At 36.9% G+C, this 16,979-nt stretch carries 14 protein-coding genes; 10 read left to right on the top strand and 4 right to left on the bottom strand.

Annotated elements, in window-relative coordinates:
- The first annotated feature begins 919 nt into the window (after window positions 1-919).
- Genes ACYVFA_RS08825 through ACYVFA_RS08815 form a run of 3 tightly spaced genes read left to right on the top strand, consistent with a single transcriptional unit; the run spans window position 920 to window position 6,083 of the window.
- Window positions 920-4,060 carry a SusC/RagA family TonB-linked outer membrane protein gene (locus ACYVFA_RS08825; protein ID WP_460471528.1) on the top strand — a complete coding sequence of 1,047 codons (3,141 nt, stop codon included), beginning with the start codon at window positions 920-922 and terminating at the stop codon, window positions 4,058-4,060.
- 38 nt (window positions 4,061-4,098) lie between these two features.
- Window positions 4,099-5,568 (top strand): RagB/SusD family nutrient uptake outer membrane protein, encoded by a 1,470-nt coding sequence (locus ACYVFA_RS08820; RefSeq protein WP_460471454.1) that lies wholly within the window; start codon window positions 4,099-4,101, stop codon window positions 5,566-5,568.
- 41 nt (window positions 5,569-5,609) lie between these two features.
- Entirely contained in the window at window positions 5,610-6,083 is a 474-nt protein-coding gene (locus ACYVFA_RS08815; protein ID WP_460471453.1) for a hypothetical protein, read from the top strand.
- A gap of 72 nt (window positions 6,084-6,155) precedes the next feature.
- Here ACYVFA_RS08815 and ACYVFA_RS08810 read toward each other — a convergent pair whose 3' ends face one another.
- The 3 genes from ACYVFA_RS08810 to ACYVFA_RS08800 all read right to left on the bottom strand — a co-directional run bounded on the left by ACYVFA_RS08810 (window position 6,156) and on the right by ACYVFA_RS08800 (window position 8,481).
- Window positions 6,156-6,881, bottom strand: a complete 726-nt coding sequence (locus ACYVFA_RS08810; RefSeq protein ID WP_460471452.1) for a hypothetical protein — start codon at window positions 6,879-6,881, stop codon at window positions 6,156-6,158.
- Window positions 6,847-7,947, bottom strand: a complete 1,101-nt coding sequence (locus ACYVFA_RS08805; protein ID WP_460471451.1) for an acyl-CoA synthetase family protein — start codon at window positions 7,945-7,947, stop codon at window positions 6,847-6,849. The genes ACYVFA_RS08810 and ACYVFA_RS08805 overlap by 35 nt, the downstream gene beginning before the upstream one ends.
- Window positions 7,948-8,013: 66 nt before the next feature.
- Window positions 8,014-8,481, bottom strand: coding sequence for a QcrA and Rieske domain-containing protein (locus ACYVFA_RS08800; protein ID WP_460471450.1), 468 nt, complete (start codon window positions 8,479-8,481; stop codon window positions 8,014-8,016).
- 354 nt (window positions 8,482-8,835) lie between these two features.
- On the opposite strand from ACYVFA_RS08800, the gene ACYVFA_RS08795 reads away from it, so the two are divergent.
- From ACYVFA_RS08795 to ACYVFA_RS08770, 6 genes are all read left to right on the top strand, one after another.
- A complete protein-coding gene (locus ACYVFA_RS08795; protein WP_460471449.1) occupies window positions 8,836-9,306 on the top strand; it encodes a DUF2452 domain-containing protein in 471 nt (156 codons plus the stop codon).
- A gap of 100 nt (window positions 9,307-9,406) precedes the next feature.
- Window positions 9,407-10,219, top strand: a complete 813-nt coding sequence (gene menB / locus ACYVFA_RS08790; RefSeq protein WP_460471448.1) for a 1,4-dihydroxy-2-naphthoyl-CoA synthase — start codon at window positions 9,407-9,409, stop codon at window positions 10,217-10,219.
- A gap of 76 nt (window positions 10,220-10,295) precedes the next feature.
- Window positions 10,296-10,703: an EVE domain-containing protein gene (locus tag ACYVFA_RS08785; protein ID WP_460471447.1), complete on the top strand. Its 408-nt coding sequence runs from the start codon at window positions 10,296-10,298 to the stop codon at window positions 10,701-10,703.
- Entirely contained in the window at window positions 10,696-12,333 is a 1,638-nt protein-coding gene (locus tag ACYVFA_RS08780; protein ID WP_460471446.1) for a hypothetical protein, read from the top strand. The genes ACYVFA_RS08785 and ACYVFA_RS08780 overlap by 8 nt, the downstream gene beginning before the upstream one ends.
- A 121-nt stretch (window positions 12,334-12,454) precedes the next feature.
- On the top strand, window positions 12,455-13,993 hold the full coding sequence (locus tag ACYVFA_RS08775; protein ID WP_460471445.1) for a hypothetical protein: 1,539 nt from the start codon (window positions 12,455-12,457) through the stop codon (window positions 13,991-13,993).
- Between the two features lie 27 nt (window positions 13,994-14,020).
- On the top strand, window positions 14,021-14,917 hold the full coding sequence (locus tag ACYVFA_RS08770) for a class I SAM-dependent methyltransferase (RefSeq protein WP_460471444.1): 897 nt from the start codon (window positions 14,021-14,023) through the stop codon (window positions 14,915-14,917).
- Here ACYVFA_RS08770 and ACYVFA_RS08765 read toward each other — a convergent pair.
- A complete protein-coding gene (locus tag ACYVFA_RS08765) occupies window positions 14,914-15,450 on the bottom strand; it encodes a hypothetical protein (RefSeq protein WP_460471443.1) in 537 nt (178 codons plus the stop codon). The genes ACYVFA_RS08770 and ACYVFA_RS08765 overlap by 4 nt on opposite strands.
- 300 nt (window positions 15,451-15,750) lie before the next feature.
- Here ACYVFA_RS08765 and ACYVFA_RS08760 point away from each other — a divergent pair, with 300 nt between their 5' ends.
- Complete coding sequence (locus ACYVFA_RS08760) at window positions 15,751-16,932, top strand: tetratricopeptide repeat protein (RefSeq protein WP_460471442.1); 1,182 nt, start codon at window positions 15,751-15,753, stop codon at window positions 16,930-16,932.
- Window positions 16,933-16,979: the final 47 nt, after the last annotated feature.

Raw genomic sequence — 16,979 nt, 5'->3', positions numbered from 1 at the left:
AGTGGATGATTGTAACTGAACTGATAAATTCAGAAGATTTGGCTTGCTTGCATTGGCATCGAAATATTGCTGAGTATTTCAATGTTTTTTTTAGAAATTGTAGAAAAGTAATACTGTGACAAAAGTAGTATAATACAACAAAATAGCAAAATTTTATTCAATTAAATTTTAACTCATTTTTTAGAATTTTTTAATTTTTTCTAATTATTTGATACAATTTTAAACATATAAATTAGCTTTTTATAATTTTTATTTATTTTTTAGTTAATTTTTACACTTATAATATATTTTATCAAATACACCATTTATAAACAAATATTCTTCAATATTGTACATATTCAAGTTATTATTTGATAATTTGAACTATTTTTAATGTTAAGTTAAATTTTTATTAAAATAATTTGCAAGTGATTTTTACAACTTATTATATTGCAGTAGAAATTATTAGAAAAGTACAATAACACTTCATCAGAAACTCTCTTCCGACCGCAAAAAGCCGAGTATCTGAAACCCTATAACATAGAAACTTCTCATTAGCGAAGTTGCGGGGCTGATAGTCTATCTAAGATTAACGACTATTGGCAATTGCTGAATACCATTTTAATATATTCAGAAAACTCATTTAAAGAGTTATTAATTTATTTACATGACCATTTCCGGCATGTACAGGGCATCTATTACCCATTTGACGTCAATAAATTAAACTAAATATCTAAACCTTAAAGATTAGAAGAGACAGGCTTGCACCTCTCTTGCTGACGTGGCTCCCGACTTCAATCATACCTCGAAACTGAGCGGTCGGAACTTCGGGCGATTGATTGAGTCGGACAGCTTCGTAAAGCGCACTTACCTATTGTTTCAATTAAACCTTTACTAACACCTTACACTTATGAAAAAACATTTATACTACTTGACAGTTATGTTGCTTCTCCCCTTAAGCATTCTGGCTCAGGACAAGGTTCTGACTGGGGTTGTAAGTTCAATCGAAGAAGGTGCACTACCAGGGGTTTCAATTGCCTTAAAAGGAACAGCCATAGGAACATTAACTGACGCTACCGGAAAATTCTCTCTTAAAGTACCAGCATCGGGTGGAATTTTAGTTTTCAGCGCCATCGGCTTTGCCACATTAGAAGAAAAAATAGATAATAGAACAAATTATGAAATCTCACTGAAGGCTGATTCTAGAGCATTAAATGAAGTAGTAGTAACAGCCCTGGGCATTTCGCGTGAGAAAAAATCTTTAGGCTTCTCTCAACAGGAAGTAAAGGGGGATAATCTGGTTGAAGCTCGTTCAAATAACGTAGTTAATTCATTAGCCGGACGTATAGCTGGTGTAAGGATCAGCAGCAATGGTGGGCCGGGTAGTGGCTCAACCATCCAGATTCGTGGTTCATCATCCGTTTCAGGTAATAATCAGCCACTAATTGTATTAGATGGTGTGCCTCTTCAACAACAATATGATAAACAATTCGGAGGTGGGATTTCTGAAATAAATCCTGATAATATTAAAGATATTTCTGTACTTAAAGGGCCTAATGCCGCAGCTCTATACGGATCAAGAGCAGCTAATGGCGTTATTCTAATCACATCAAAAGACGGTGCAGGTTCTAAAGGAATCGGTGTTGAATATAATGCCAACTTTACAGCAGAGCGTCCACTGGTAAAACCTAATTTTCAGAATACCTATGGTGGCGGTAATGGCTATACTACCTGGTATTCGGATGGTTGGAGCGGTACGATTCAACCAGATGCCTATGACCAATATAAAGCGGCTTATGGCTTCGTAAATCCGGGAAGAACTACCGGTACAGACGGAACTGATGAGAGCTGGGGTGCACCAATGGACGGACGTTTGGTTCGCCAATGGTTTACAGGAAAACAAGTTGCTCCATTGACTCCACAACCGAATAACTGGAATGAGTTCTGGGAAACCGGAACTTCATTTACCAATCACATTGCCCTATCTGGAGCCAATGAAAAAGGAAGTTTCCGTGTGGCTTTCGACAGATTGAATCAAAAAGGAATTGCTTATGCCAATGATTTTGAAAGAAGTAACTTCAAGGTCAATTCAAATTATAATCTTACTAAATATCTTTCTGCCACAGTATCAGGAGAGTATATCAAGTCTGGTGGTAACCGTACTTATCAGAATGGTGATACTTTCATCTGGTCGCACAGACACGTTTCGTGGGATCAACTGGCTAATTATGCCGACTATAAAGATGTTCATATCCAGAGAGCAGTTGCCGGTAAATTGCCTGACAATGACCCACCGAACTGGCAACATACTTATTTTACTAACCCTTATTATACGAACGAATATTTACCGAATAGAAACGATAAAGACCGTCTTGTAGGAAATATCGCCATCAACGCCAAAATTCTACCCTACCTAAAATTAATGTTAAGAACAGGAACTGATTTATGGACTGACACAAGAATTAACATTGCTAACTTTGAAAGAGTACGTAACGGAAACAAAACTCCGGGTACGTATTCTGAAGAAGTGCTTCGTCGTCAGGAAAGCAATCATGATTTCTTATTAAGCTTTGATAAAAGCTTTGGCAAAAACTTCTCTTTAGTTGCACAAGCCGGAGGAGCGCTCAGAACCAATTATTACAAGAGAAATTTCACAAACGTAGGTGAACTGGTAGTAGACGGAGTGTATAACTTGTCTAACTCTAACCCAAGCCAGAACTCGGTAGCCAGCCGTATCGAAAAACAAAATGTGCAAAGTTTATACGGTTCCGTACAGTTTGGTTACCTGAATGCCCTTTTCCTGGACGTTACAGCCAGAAACGATTGGTCAAGCACCTTACCAGCCAACGCCCGTTCTTATTTTTATCCATCAGTTTCAGCCAGTGCTGTTATCACAGATTTGATAAATATTCCTAAGAATATCCTGTCATTCGGAAAAGTAAGAGCCAGTTTAGCACAAGTAGGAAACGATGCCGATCCTTATCAGTTGGCACAAACCTTCCGTGCCAGTGGCTCATGGAATGGCTCTATTCCTGAGTACTATGAGAACATAACCATCTCTAACTCAACCCTTAAACCTGAAATTACGACAGGAATTGAACTAGGACTTGACCTTCGTTTCTTTAAAAACAAAGTGGGATTAGACTTCACTTATTATGACCAGGCAACCAAAAACCAGATTCTCGGTGTTGAAATCTCTAAAGCCAGCGGTTATGATAAACGTATACTCAACGCAGGTAGAATCAACAACAAAGGGATTGAGATTACCTTATCAGGTACACCATTCGAAACAGTTAGCGGCTTTAAGTGGGATGTGGCCCTCAACTTTGCCAGAAACAGAAACCTGGTTGTTGAATTGGCGGAAGGACTTACAACTTATACCTTACAAGAACGCAGAGGTTTGATTTCGATAGCGCAAGTTGGTCAACCTTATGGTTCCTTGTATGGTATCGGTTTCAAACATGCACCTGATGGGCAATTGGTTTATGTAGATGGCTTGCCTGTTGTTGAAACCACCCCAAGAGTATTAGGAAACATTCAACCTGATTGGACTGGCGGTATGTCGAACACATTATCTTATAAACGTTTAAGCCTGACTTTTTTGGTTGACGTGAAAAAAGGGGGTGATTTCTTCGATGAAGGAACAGGAACAGCTCGTTGGACAGGCCAATATGCCGAAACAGCTATTGGACGTGAAGAAGGTGTTATTGGTAAAGGGGTAAAAAATGTGGGTACGGCTGAAAATCCACAATATGTACCGAATGATGTAATGATAGCTGCCAATCAATTCTATGGCTATAATAACCCAAGAAGATACCATGAAGCAGCTATTTTCGATGGTAGCTATATCAAACTACGTGAGGTTTCATTAGGTATTCGTTTGCCTGAATCAATGCTAAGAAAGGTAAGAATCCAACATGCGAAACTTTCTTTAGTAGGTAGAAATCTGGCTATCTTATTTAAAAACGCTCCTCACATCGATCCGGAAGTTGACCGTTTCGGTGGCAACTCACAAGGGTTTGCTTATGGTGAATTACCATCGTCAAGAAGTCTTGGATTCAATTTGAATCTTGGGTTCTGATCAGAGGAATTAGTTTTTCATTACTAAACTTGAATCTTATGAAATCATATAAAATATTAGCCTCAATACTGGTTTTATTGAGTATTTCTTTGAATTCGTGTACAGAAGAATTCGACGAAATGAATACTGACCCAAATAACCCGACAAGCATAAGTCCGCAATATTTATTGCCATATGCCATCGAAAAATCGGTGGATAGATATTGGGGAAGTAATATCAGATTTGAACGTCTGAACCTCGATGGTGCTATGCTTTGGATTCAGTACCTATCAAGAAATATCTACTCAAATGAAGGAGATAATTATGGAATTACCCCAACTTTTTACAATAATACATGGAAGTCGTTTTTCAATGATGGCTTGGTAAATTTCAACAGTATTATTAAACAAGCAGGTACTGATAGTAAAACGCCTAACGCAAATTATGAAGGTGCTGCTATTGTAATGCGCAGCTGGATATTTTCTGTATTGACCGACCTTTATGGAGCCATTCCTTATTCACAAGCACTTAAAGGCACAGATGGTACACCTATCTATACACCAGAATACGATTCAATGGATAAAGTATACGCGGGCTTACTAGCCGATTTAAAGGTGGCAAACGAAAAATTAAGCGTTACCGGCCCTGCTATTTCAGGAGACATTTTGTATGAGGGCAATATTCTGAAATGGAAAAAATTTGCCAACTCTTTAAGACTCCGTTTAGCCAATCGTCAGGCAGCAAAGAAACCAGCTGAATCAAAAGCTGTGATGACTGAAATTTTAGGTGATGCAACAAAATTTCCAATTTTCACAAGCAATGACGACAATGCGCTTTTGAAAAATACCGCTACCCGCCCAAGTAATAACGAATGGCATGAGGTAATGGTGATGGGCAGCCGTACTGACTGGAGCATGAGCAAAACCTTTGTTGATAAACTGACAAGTATCGGAGATACTCGCTTATCAGTATTTGCTAATACAAACGGCGCAGGTAAATATGAAGGTATTCCAAATGGTTTGCCTGATGCAATTGCTACCACATTTTTAAGCTCAGCTTCAACATTAGGTAGTTATTTTACACAAGCAACAACACCTAGTGTAATCATGACTTATAGTGAACTACAATTGATTCTGGCTGAAGCGGCTATTGATGGCGATATTTCAGGCGATGCAGATGCCTACATGAAAAAAGGCATTCAGGCATCTTATGATCAGTATAAAGTAACTGTTCCTGCTAATTATTTTGAAAACTATGGAACAGCCACCAGAGAAAAAATCCTGGATCAAAAATGGATAACCTTATTTGGCAACGCAGTAGAGGCCTGGACGGAATATCGTCGCACGGGTTTCCCCGTATTACCAGCCAAAGACCCTAGAGCGGTTTTTGAGAATGAAGGTGTTCTACCTACACGTTTACCCTACCCTACCACTGAATATTCATTGAATAAAGCTAGTCTTGATAAAGGGATTTCGACCAATGGTGGTGCAGATAATATGAGAACAAAACTCTGGTGGGCTGAAAAATGATTTTCGGCAAACTGAATTTATCAATTAAAACTAAAAAGAACATGAAAAAGACCGCATATATATTATTTTTAGGGCTAATCATACTGGTATCAGCCTGCGAAAAACAAGATCCTTTCGTAGATAGAGTAGTCTCTCCTTTACTATTTTTAGTAATAGATGAAAGCGGAGTTGCTTCATCTGGTTTAACTACCGAGCCAACGGTTTCGAGCAAGATTACGAAGGATGTAACCTTCTCGATTAAATTAGTTGAGCTGGATAAAACCAATATTCTGGATAATACCAAAGGTATAGATTCTATTGCAGTAAAGTCTCTACCCATTGCCTTATCAATTAGAGGGGGAGCAAAAATTGGAAATTTGACAACAAATGACAAAGGGATGGCAACATTGACAAAATCATGGGCCGATTTGGGAATAAGTGCACCGAAAGCAGGCACAACCCTTTTGTTGAGTTGGACGGGTACTTATAAGGATGTAACCTTTACAAAGTATACCCGTATTCAGGGAGCGAATTAATAATCATAGGTTGAATAGATAATGCATAAACTCATCTCAAATTTTAGAGATGAGTTTTTTTTATGCCCACAATTAAAGTTTAAATAACTTCTGAATTTTATAAGATTCGATTAATAAAGATTTACCTACTTCATACCAATAGCCATCGCCAATATTCACAAAAGTACCTTTATGCGCAGGTTTTTGGTTAAAGGCTGTATCTATAATAAACTCTCCTGAAAAAGTATTTTTCAGGATAAAATTCAATTCTTCCCAAGGCAAAAATGAGGTTTTTTCAGATTGATCATTTTCCTTTCGGCTTATTTCAACACTTCTCTCCACAAACGAAGCCTTAATAGTTACTTCCTTTGTTTCACCTGATTGATTCTTAAAGAAAATCAGATGCAAGGGTAATTCTCTTTTGGCTTTTTCAAACACCGCCTGCTGTATTTCTTCCATAATATAGGACAGTTTTTCAGCATTTGAGGGATAAAATGTTTGTCCATCCAGATCAAGCTGCCAGAAATCCTGATGCGGCTCAAGCCCTTTAATTTTTAAAGGTTTGGCCGATTTCAGGTTTCCATATAAAATATCTTTCCATACATCCGGAAGAGTTCCTTGCCAGCTAAAATCATCATTTCCAGAGAAACCCTCATCAGTGATTTCCTCTTCACTCAGAAGGTCTCTGTCCAGATAAGTTAATTCAAATGAAAGACTTAATTCTTTGTTTTGTACAATTTCCCCTGAAAGCTCAATCGCGTGTGCAAACGGCGGTGGTATATTTTCAGAGGTTTGATATTTGAGGGAGAACGTAGACATTGACGGTTTTAGTTTTATCGATTTTTCCGGTGGGTGTTTCAATCATTTTTTCAACAAAAAAGATTTCTTTTGGAATCTCAAATTTAGGTAATTTTTCAGAAAAATTGAGTCCTAATTCATTTCCATTCGAAAGTGGCTTTTTACTTTCAACAACCAGAATCAGTTTCTGCCCAAGCTTATTATCTGGCACGCCGTAAGCAAAGAACCTCCCACGAAACTTTAGTTTGGCAAGTATTTCCTCCCCTACGCTTTCAACTTTTTCTAATTGAATTTTAACCCCACCGCTATTAATAATATTATCGTATCTGCCAATTAATTTAAACTGATTCTCTCCGACTAATTCTACAATATCGTTGGTCAAAATCCATTCGCCATCAGTTGATTTAGACTTAATTTTCAAGCATTCCCTCTCATCCTGAGCAATGCTAATACCTTCTAAAACCTTAAAAAGACCTTCCTGATTCGGGCCGTTAAGTCTTTTAATAGCAATATGAGTTAGCGTTTCTGTCATACCATAAGTAGCATAAACAGGTGCATGGATTTTCTGAATCTGCTCATGAACTGATTCACTAATGCCCGCGCCTCCTATAATGATTCCTTTTGCTGAGTTGAGTGTATCTGAAAACTTATCAAATTCTTCTAAAATTGTTTGAATCTGCAAAGGAACAAAGGCAAAGAAGTTTTTTCCTCGATTTGAATTAAGCAGGTATAAATGCTTTTCAATACCAGTAAATGGGCTTGAATTAGGCTCTACTATCATTAAGTCCATCCCTATTTCAAAGGCACGTACCAACATCATCATGCCTGCAATATAATCAACACTTAAACAGCAAAAGGCTGTGTCACCTTCGTGCAAATCAAATGTTTTGGCTGTCAGATAAGCTGATTCAATTAATTGTAGGCGTGTAAAGGTTATGGGTTTGGGAATACCTGTTGAACCAGATGTATGTATTGTGAAAGTTTGTTGCCCTGAGTCCCACGCTTCTTTAAATTTCAATACTTTGTTGTAGTAAATATTATTGGGAGCAGTATTGATGAGCGTTCCATCTTTTTCTAAAAATATCATATAAGCAAAAATAAAAACCCCTCTTAACTGTATTAAGAAGGGTTTAGTTAAGATTATGAGACAAAATTACTCAAAAATACGCACAGTACTATTGGTTAAATCAGAAGAAACTGAATATTTCTTTAGCGCTGTTGTCGCAGGGCCTTTTTGCACAGTCCCATCAGCCTTGAATTCGGACTGGTGATTTGGGCATAGGAAGTCATTAGTGGCAGCTCTATAACCAATCGTAGCCGATTCATGCGTACAAATTGCACTTACAGCAATAAAAGCATCAGCATTGGTATGTGCTACAATAATATTCTGTGGTTTTACTACTACAAATCCTCCTTTGTTTTTGAGGGTTGTATAAGTAGCATTAGTCAGATCTAAAGTAAAATCTACTTTATCTGTACTTCCACCCGGATTGGGGTCTGGTGCATCTCCTCCGCTGCATGATTGAATACAGTTCATGAGCATAATTGCTCCAAAACTGATTCCTACTTGTTTCATGAATTCTTTTCTGTCAATTGTTTTACTGTCTGTAGCTGGGATCATAGTATTATTTTCTAAGATTTAAATTAACGTAGGAAACAGTTTTTCATGTTGTGTTTGTATTTAAGACGTAAGAATATCAGCAAAGGTCGCAAATTAACCGTTCAAAAAGTTATAAAATCTATTATTTCTAAATTTAGCAGATATTTAATCTATTATTTTTAATTTTTGCTTCTTTTATTATCTATTATCAGATATATTTGCAGAAAGAAATGTATATATTATTTTTTCAATTAAAACTCAAAAGTATATATTTTGGTTTTGACAAATAGCAAGTAAATTTAAAATTCACAATCTAAAATCATTATTTTTTAAATATTTAGTACGGAAACAAAGTTTTCAAAATAAATTTGCACGATGGAAAAGAATCCGATAGACAAAATTAAGGTTGCCGATAATCCTGGCTTAATGGAATATGCGCATACAGCAGGTAGTGCTGTAATACGCCCGGAAGATGTCGGAAAAGTGAAAGGTAAAGCACAATTGGCTATGCGTCAGCAAACCAATGAACAATTAGGCAAGATTTACAAACAAATGGAATTGCTGGCACAGCAAGCCAAAGAAATAAAAAACCGGATTGATATTTCTGAACGAATTTATGACGCTGCTATCGGATTTGAACCTATTATCAATCATACCTATTATCTATATGAGAAGAAAAATGGCTCAGATATCTTATCAATGGTAGCTCCGTCCGAATGGGGTCGTTCTTTTCCTTTCAACCAGTTTTTAGCAAGAGTTTTCTTATTGGCTGATCATACCTGGAAAGTTGAATTCTTTCAGGAAGACGACCGGACAGATACTATCGATCTCGATGAATTAGATTAACTGAGTTCCTCAGGTCATAATTTAACTTTCGCTAATACCAAACATTGCAATTACAAAACCAAATATTATTTTTTACTAATTATATTTCTGTATATATATTATGACTTGGGAAACAATTAAAGAGTACGAAGACATCAAGTTTAGTTTTTTAGAGGGAATTGCTAAAATCAGTATTAATCGTCCTGAAAAACATAATGCTTTTCGTCCACAGACCGTAAAAGAAATGATTGATGCGATGGCATTTTGTCGTGAAGAGCCTTCAATTGAAGTAATTATTCTGACAGGTGAAGGTGGAAAAGCTTTTTGTAGCGGTGGAGACCAATCAGTTCGTGGACACGGTGGTTATATTGGAGACGATCATATTCCACGCCTGAATGTACTTGATCTGCAAAGAATGATTCGTTCGATCCCTAAAGTTGTCATAGCATCAGTAGCAGGTTGGGCAATTGGTGGAGGGCACGTATTGCACGTGGTTTGTGATCTGACTATTGCTGCCGAAAATGCGCGTTTCGGACAAACAGGCCCTAAAGTAGGTAGCTTTGATGGTGGCTTTGGTGCAAGTTATTTAGCACGTATCGTAGGTCAGAAAAAAGCACGTGAAATCTGGTATTTGTGCGATCAGTACAATGCACAAGAAGCATTAGATATGGGCTTAGTAAACAAGGTAGTGCCATTAGAGCAACTGGAAGAAGTAACTGTAGAATGGTGTAGAAAAATACAGGAAAAATCTCCGCTGGCAGTAAGAATGTTGAAATCATCGTTCAATGCTGAACTGGATGGACAGGCAGGTATTCAGGAGTTGGCAGGGAATGCGACTTTACTTTATTATTTATCTGATGAGGCCAAAGAAGGTTTCCGTTCATTCTTAGAAAAGCGTAAGCCTGACTTTAAAAAATTCCCTAAGTTTCCATAAGAATATTTTTAGCTATTCAGCCCCAATTATTGGGGCTTTTTTTATATTTACCCATCACTTAAAACTATTGGTTAAAATGAACTATTGGCTTGTAAAATCAGAACCTTTCAAATATTCATGGGATGATTTCGTTAATCAAGGCGTAGGGATGTGGGATGGAGTTAGAAACTATGCGGCACGCAATAATCTGGCTGCCATGAAAGTTGGCGACCTTGTGCTTTTTTACCACTCAAACCTTGGTCTTGATGTTGTTGGAATCGCGAAAGTAGTCAAAGAAGCATATCCAGACCCAACCACTGATGATACTCGTTGGGTAGTTGTTGATTTAACTGCAGTCGAAAAACTGCCAAAGGGTGTTACGCTACAACAAATCAAAGCAGACGAAAGACTTCAGGATATGGCATTAATCCGTCAATCCAGACTTTCGGTTCAACCAGTAAAAAAAGAGGAGTTCGACATTATAGTCGCTAAAAGTTATGAATAACAATCACAGATTTGCACATGAAAAGACCAACTATTCACCCAATACTTTAGCTTTTGTAAAACGGTGTATATTGGCAAGCGTGACGTTTCTTTTAACCTTAACTGCTGTTCAGGCACAGAGTGTTAAACGCATAGAAATACCAACCAATGGAGATGATAACAAATATCAGGTAATTACTTTAGGTGAAGAAGGCTTATTGATATTGTCAAAGACTTCGAAGAAAACATTCAACATCACCAAGTTTGATACAGATTTGCAACAAGCCTGGTCTGTCAACGGAGATCTGGAAGAAAACCAGTCATATGTCGACTATTCTCGTGATGGACGTGATATTTATTTTCTTTTCAGCAGGTTCAATAGCGATCTTTACCAGATTATCAAAGTATCGACAGGCATAGGCATCATGCAGAAATTCTTCTTTGAAAATATCTCACGCTTTGAGGTATCAGAATTCAAAGTACATAATGATTTTGCTTACCTGGCCGGAATGGTAAAGGAAGAACCTGTGTTGATGAGCGTAAACCTGCAAAAATTACAGCCCCGTATTTTAGCAGGAGGCTTGAAAGGAACAGCCAGTATTTCATCCATCGATTTTGATGATGAAAATAACTTTCTGGTAGTTTCTTATTCAGTAAAAAAAGGCCGTTCAAGCTATATGGCTGTTAAGCGTATAAATCCGAATGGAAAAATTGTAGAACAATTAACAGTAGAGCCGGAAGATGATTATGGTCTTTTGACAGGGAAACTATTCTCACTAAACGATGGTACTCAATTGATGATTGGCAATTTTGGTTATAAAGGTTATCAATCGAACGGTGTACCTATGTCACAAGGTTTGTATATCAGTAAGGTTGATGAAGAAAATCCTGAGTACTTAAAACTGCATAGCTTTACTGAATTCAAGAATTTCTTCAAGTTTATGTCACAGAAGCAGCAGGACAGAATTGAAAGACAGATTACAAAAAAACGTGATAAGGGAAGCGACTTACGATTGAATTATCGGGTATTGGTGCACGACATTATTCAAAAAGACAATCAATACATATTAGTAGCCGAGGTATTTTACCCCGAATTCAGGAATAACAATAATTTCTATGGGTCAGGTATGTACGGAAGCTCATTTTATAGCCCTTACGGATTTAACAGTTTTAGTAGTTTTAACCGATACTATGGCTTGAATTCTTGGGCATGGAATCCTTGGCTATATGGAGGTAGCAGAGGATTTAATAACCAGCAGTTTGATGGCTTTAAATATACCCATGCGGTAGTAGCAGCTTTTGATGAGAAAGGCAACCTTGTATGGGATAATAGTTTCAGTTTCGATAATGTAAAAAGTCAGGAACTGAAAGAGAAAGTTAAAATTAAAATGGATAGCAACAATGATATTACCTTGGTGTATAGCAATAAAGGCAAGTTATCAAGCAAAATAGTAAGAGGCAATGAGGTAGTAGAAGGCAATAAGGTAATTGAAGTAGGTACTGACCAGGAGGGAGATAGAGTAAGAGATACGGCTACCGATGATCTTGAATACTGGCATCAAAACTATTATTTAGCTTGGGGGTATCAGAAAATCGCTAATAAAACAGGTGGTTCAAGAAAAGTATTTTATCTGAATAAGATTGCTTTTTAGCAGAACTCAATTCTGAGTAGTTCATTATACGAATGAATTATGATTTAATCACCGCAGCGGCGGACCGCTCAATCACTAATTCACTAATTCACCGGGCGTCGGTCGCTCAATTCTAGTATTGATGAGAAAAGCATTGGTTATTATTTTTTTATTAAATTACATTCATGTTTCTGCACAAGTTTTAAAAACAGTAGAATTTGAAGTTAATGGTCGGCCAACCTGGCAACAATTAATTCCGCTTGGCAAAGATGGTATTATCTTATTTGCAAAAAAAGATATTACCAAGGCCGTTATTGTCAGATTCGATACTGATTTAAAGAAGTTGTGGGAATCTGAAATATTTCTTGATGTAGAAAAAAAGCCTTCTTCCTATACAATTGATAATGAACGCATTACCTTTATGTTCAGCGAAAACAAGGGAATGTATTATCAGGTTTTCAGTATATCTTTAAAGGACGGAAAATTTAATAATAATGGATTTGAGCTAAGAGAGTTTTTTCAGGATCAGGATTATGTCTTTTTCAAGAATCGCATTTTAATGGCTGGAGTCAATGAAAAAGGGGCAGTGTTTTATAATTATAATTTTGATGCAGATTTAGGTAAATTCATCTCAGCCGAACTCATTGGTAAAGCACAAGTGCAATACTTCAACTATGATGCCGGGAAGAACATCATTGAAAGCCTGTGGTCTATTAAAGAATCGGCCTATACTAACGCGAAGAAAAAGAAAGGAGAATTTATAAAAGATGCATATGTAGTTTATGCCAAATATGACACCACAGGCAAGCTGATTATTAAAAACACAATTGCTTCTAATGCTGGTAATTTCCCATTAACAGCCACCCTGACTGAAATTTCTCCTTCTACCAAGTTCATTTCAGGTACTTATCAATCAAATTCGGGTATAAAAGGAATGTATGTTTCTAAGGTAGAAGATGGCAAAACCACTACTACCAAATTTTACGATTATCGCCAATTATTGAAGGGTATTCCTGTCATTGATGATGCTACTGTCAAGAAAATAATTGATAACTTCGTTTTATTACCCATCAAACCAGTTTTTAGTCATAATTCGCTAACCATTGGAGGTACTTTCTTTCAGGCAAATTTTCAGACAGTTACTACAAGTACACCCTATTATAATGGCTATGACCCCTACCCTAGCTACGGTCGGTATGCCAGTTCTAATTATAATTATCCCCGAACTCAATCAAAACAGGTTTTCAAGGGCTATAATTATTTAAACGGCTTCGTAGCTAGTTTCGATCTGGAAGGCAATCTCATTTCACAGCATCGCATAGACATGAATCTGATTTCGCCTCAGGTACAAGAAGCCTTGGCTGTTTCAGAAGATAAATCAACCGCTGTTTGTATCAAAGGAGCATTAACCATCAACAATCTGGCAGAATTTGCTCGACCTGCTACTTACAGGCTTTCGGAAGAGCAAATTGATATAAAAAACATTCAATTTGTGCCAAATTATCATGGTGTACGAAATTGGTACGGAAATTATTTTATTGCTGACGGAAGTCGTATTAAATTTGAGGCCATTAAAGATTTGGATGCTCCCAAAGAAAAGCCAAACAAGCGTAAAAAAGGGCAGCAACAAATGCCTCAGACAAATATTAAGAAAATTATTTATTTGAGTAAGATTCAGTAATTTCGATTTCATTAAAACCTATTAACCTTGTATCAACTTCTTCATCCAAAAATATCTTCTTACGAATTAATAGATTCGGGCAATTTTGAAAAACTGGAACGTTTCGGCGATTATATCCTTGCACGCCCTGAACCGCAGGCTGTCTGGGATAAATCTTTAAGTGAAGAATCGTGGGAAAAGAAAGCTTCGGCCATTTTCAGAAAAACTAAGGGCAAAGACCAATTAAGCCCGGATGAAAGAGGCGAATGGCATAATCTAAAAAAAATGCCGGAAAAGTGGTATATGAACTACGAACAAGGTGGCCGGGAATATAAATTCAAGCTCTCACTTTCTTCATTCAAGCACGTAGGTATTTTCCCCGAACAGGCTGAAAACTGGCAATATATTGAAGATAAATTGCAGAAAATGAGTATTCCAGACACCAAAGTCTTGAATCTTTTTGCCTATACAGGCGGTGCCTCAATTGTAGCTAAAGGGAATAGTGCTGATGTGACTCATGTGGATTCTATCAAACAAACGATTTCATGGGCAAGAGAAAACATGGAAATAAGCGAGCTAAAAGATATTCGTTGGGTGGTTGAAGATGCCTTAAAGTTTGTAAAAAGAGAAGTAAAAAGAGGCAAAAAATATAATGGAATTATACTTGATCCACCTGCTTATGGCAGAGGTCCGGACGGTGAAAAATGGATTTTGGAAGAAGGAATTAACGAGTTAATTAAAAGCTGCCTCCAGTTAATTGATGACAAGAACTTCTTTTTTATACTGAACCTCTATTCTATGGGCTTTTCGGCAGTGATTGCTGAAACCATTATCAAGCAAAATTATCCTGCCGTTACCAATCCTGAAATGGGAGAACTGGTTTTGCAGGATTCTTTTCAGAAACGTTTGCCACTTGGAGTATTTTATCGTTTTGCATCGGTTTAAAGTAAATCATCCTCATTGGAATCATAGTGAATTGAAAATTGAGACATAATTGACTTAACTTTTTCCGATTCTTTAAACACTTCATTTAATATAATTAGCAGAATATCATAACCATAAAAATAAGCTTCAATCTCGTTTTTCCCATTTCCCCATTGAAATTGGAGTTTGCCACATCTAAAGCATATAAATATATTTAGTAAGCTTTCACCTTCCAAATTACCAAATGCCATGGCAAATCCAGGTTCAATTATACAAGGTGCAACTGGTCCTGCCCAGTTATATGTAGCTAAACCAAGAAAAAAGCTTTTTAAATCTTCTTGAGTAGTCAGAACGGGTTCTTTTATAATCTCATTAATTTTATATCCGTAAAAATGAGTAGATGTTATTGTCTTATTTTTAGTTTCATGAGTACTATCTATATCAAAAAGTGTAATGGTGTTACTGTTTATCAGTAATTCTATAACCTCGTTCCCTAATAGATTTACGACTCTTTTACTTACCGGAGCACTAAGTGAATTTTCTTGTGATTCCATTATCAATTGTTTTATACTTATCTAAATCATTTGTCTTTAAAAATAGAGATTGAATTTAAAAGATGAAAAGATTTTTATCAAACAATAAATGTCCGATTGATGAATTGTGACTACTTATTTGCAACCATTAGAAGAAATACATTTAAAATTCAGAAAACCATACCCTATATTCTTATCAAAGGTTTTTATTGTTAGAAAATTTTCGGATTTTTGTGAAAATATTGGAGACTCGTCTCTTGGCTGGTCATTGAAATGATGCAAAAAAGAATAAACATATATTTTTTACTGATTATAACTGTATTGCTTGCTGCTTGTGGACAGGGGAATCGTGATCGTTCGAAAATCCCACCTTCTCCGTTCCAGGTAGAAAGTGTGATGAATACTGCGGCAGTTGATGCCTTGACCGACGCTATCAGAAGTAACCCAAGTGTGGCAGAGAATTACTTTAAAAGAGCAGCAGTATTTCTGAAAGTAGGTAATTCAGAACGAGCGCTGGAAGATATTAACCGTGCGGACCAATTAAAGCAAAACACCGGGAAATATCTCTTTACTAAGGCTTTGATATTAAGAAAAATGAAGAGATATAATGAAGCTTTTTCATTTGCCCAAAGCGCCGAAATCCTCAACGTTGACACACCAGAGTTATACACCTTGCTGGGAGATTTATCTCAACAAAAAAATGACCTTGCATCTGCAGAGAAATATCTGGCAAAGTCGTTGCAAATTGCCCCATACGATGGTGAAACTTATTTTTATAAAGGCACTCTGGCAGCTAGAAAAGGTGATACTTTAACTGCCATATCTTTGATAAATAAATCCATCGAAATGAAGCCATCCTTTAGAGAAGGCTACTCAAGACTAACTGAAGTTTTACAGAATTACCGTATGTATGATTCTGCTTTAGTAGTAAATAAATCAGCAATGGTAGAATTTCCGAATAGCCCCGATTTAATTGTAGAGCGAGGTTTAGTATTTTTCAAGTTCGGACGTCTGGACAGTGCCCTCGTAAATTATGAAAAGGCAGCAACGATAGATGGCAAAAGGACTGATGTATTACTTTATTCGGCAGCTATTTATTACCGTTGGAAAAGCTATTCAAAAGCGTTGGAAAATTATCAGAAGGCACTTGATATTAACGAAGATACTCCAAAAGTCAACTATCTGATTGGTCTTACCCAGGAGCAGTTAGGAAATATGGAGGAGGCGGAGGAGGCTTTAAAAGTGGCCGTTGAGAAAAATCCGAGTGATGAGCAGGCTATTATTGCTTTAAACAGGGTTTCAGGAAGAGTAAATGATGGTTTGACTAATTACACTCCAGAACCTACACGTGTGGTAAGAAGACCAGCGAATCCTGCACCAAAACCAGTAGTTGTTGAAGAACCCAAAAAGCTTTTAGATACCTCACGCCTGAGAATCAATACGATCAAGCCAAAGGCTAAAGTGAACGTAAAAACAGATTCTACAAGAAAAATTAAGTTCTAAGCGAACTATCGTATAGCCATTATTGATTATTAATATATATAGTACAA

This window comes from Emticicia fontis (assembly GCF_054779675.1).
The sequence above is the reverse complement of the archived record's forward strand: the minus strand, read 5'-3'. Positions and strand labels throughout refer to the sequence as shown.

What these genes read in the sequence shown, in the direction of transcription:
- ACYVFA_RS08765 (WP_460471443.1), bottom strand. Translation starts at nt 15,450, where the DNA reads ATGGAATCACAAGAAAATTCACTTAGTGCTCCGGTAAGTAAAAGAGTC.
- ACYVFA_RS08805 (WP_460471451.1), bottom strand. Translation starts at nt 7,947, where the DNA reads ATGATATTTTTAGAAAAAGATGGAACGCTCATCAATACTGCTCCCAAT.
- ACYVFA_RS08825 (WP_460471528.1), top strand. Translation starts at nt 920, where the DNA reads ATGTTGCTTCTCCCCTTAAGCATTCTGGCTCAGGACAAGGTTCTGACT.
- ACYVFA_RS08820 (WP_460471454.1), top strand. Translation starts at nt 4,099, where the DNA reads ATGAAATCATATAAAATATTAGCCTCAATACTGGTTTTATTGAGTATT.
- ACYVFA_RS08775 (WP_460471445.1), top strand. Translation starts at nt 12,455, where the DNA reads ATGAGAAAAGCATTGGTTATTATTTTTTTATTAAATTACATTCATGTT.
- ACYVFA_RS08800 (WP_460471450.1), bottom strand. Translation starts at nt 8,481, where the DNA reads ATGATCCCAGCTACAGACAGTAAAACAATTGACAGAAAAGAATTCATG.
- ACYVFA_RS08810 (WP_460471452.1), bottom strand. Translation starts at nt 6,881, where the DNA reads ATGTCTACGTTCTCCCTCAAATATCAAACCTCTGAAAATATACCACCG.
- ACYVFA_RS08815 (WP_460471453.1), top strand. Translation starts at nt 5,610, where the DNA reads ATGAAAAAGACCGCATATATATTATTTTTAGGGCTAATCATACTGGTA.
- ACYVFA_RS08780 (WP_460471446.1), top strand. Translation starts at nt 10,696, where the DNA reads ATGAATAACAATCACAGATTTGCACATGAAAAGACCAACTATTCACCC.
- ACYVFA_RS08795 (WP_460471449.1), top strand. Translation starts at nt 8,836, where the DNA reads ATGGAAAAGAATCCGATAGACAAAATTAAGGTTGCCGATAATCCTGGC.
- menB (WP_460471448.1), top strand. Translation starts at nt 9,407, where the DNA reads ATGACTTGGGAAACAATTAAAGAGTACGAAGACATCAAGTTTAGTTTT.
- ACYVFA_RS08785 (WP_460471447.1), top strand. Translation starts at nt 10,296, where the DNA reads ATGAACTATTGGCTTGTAAAATCAGAACCTTTCAAATATTCATGGGAT.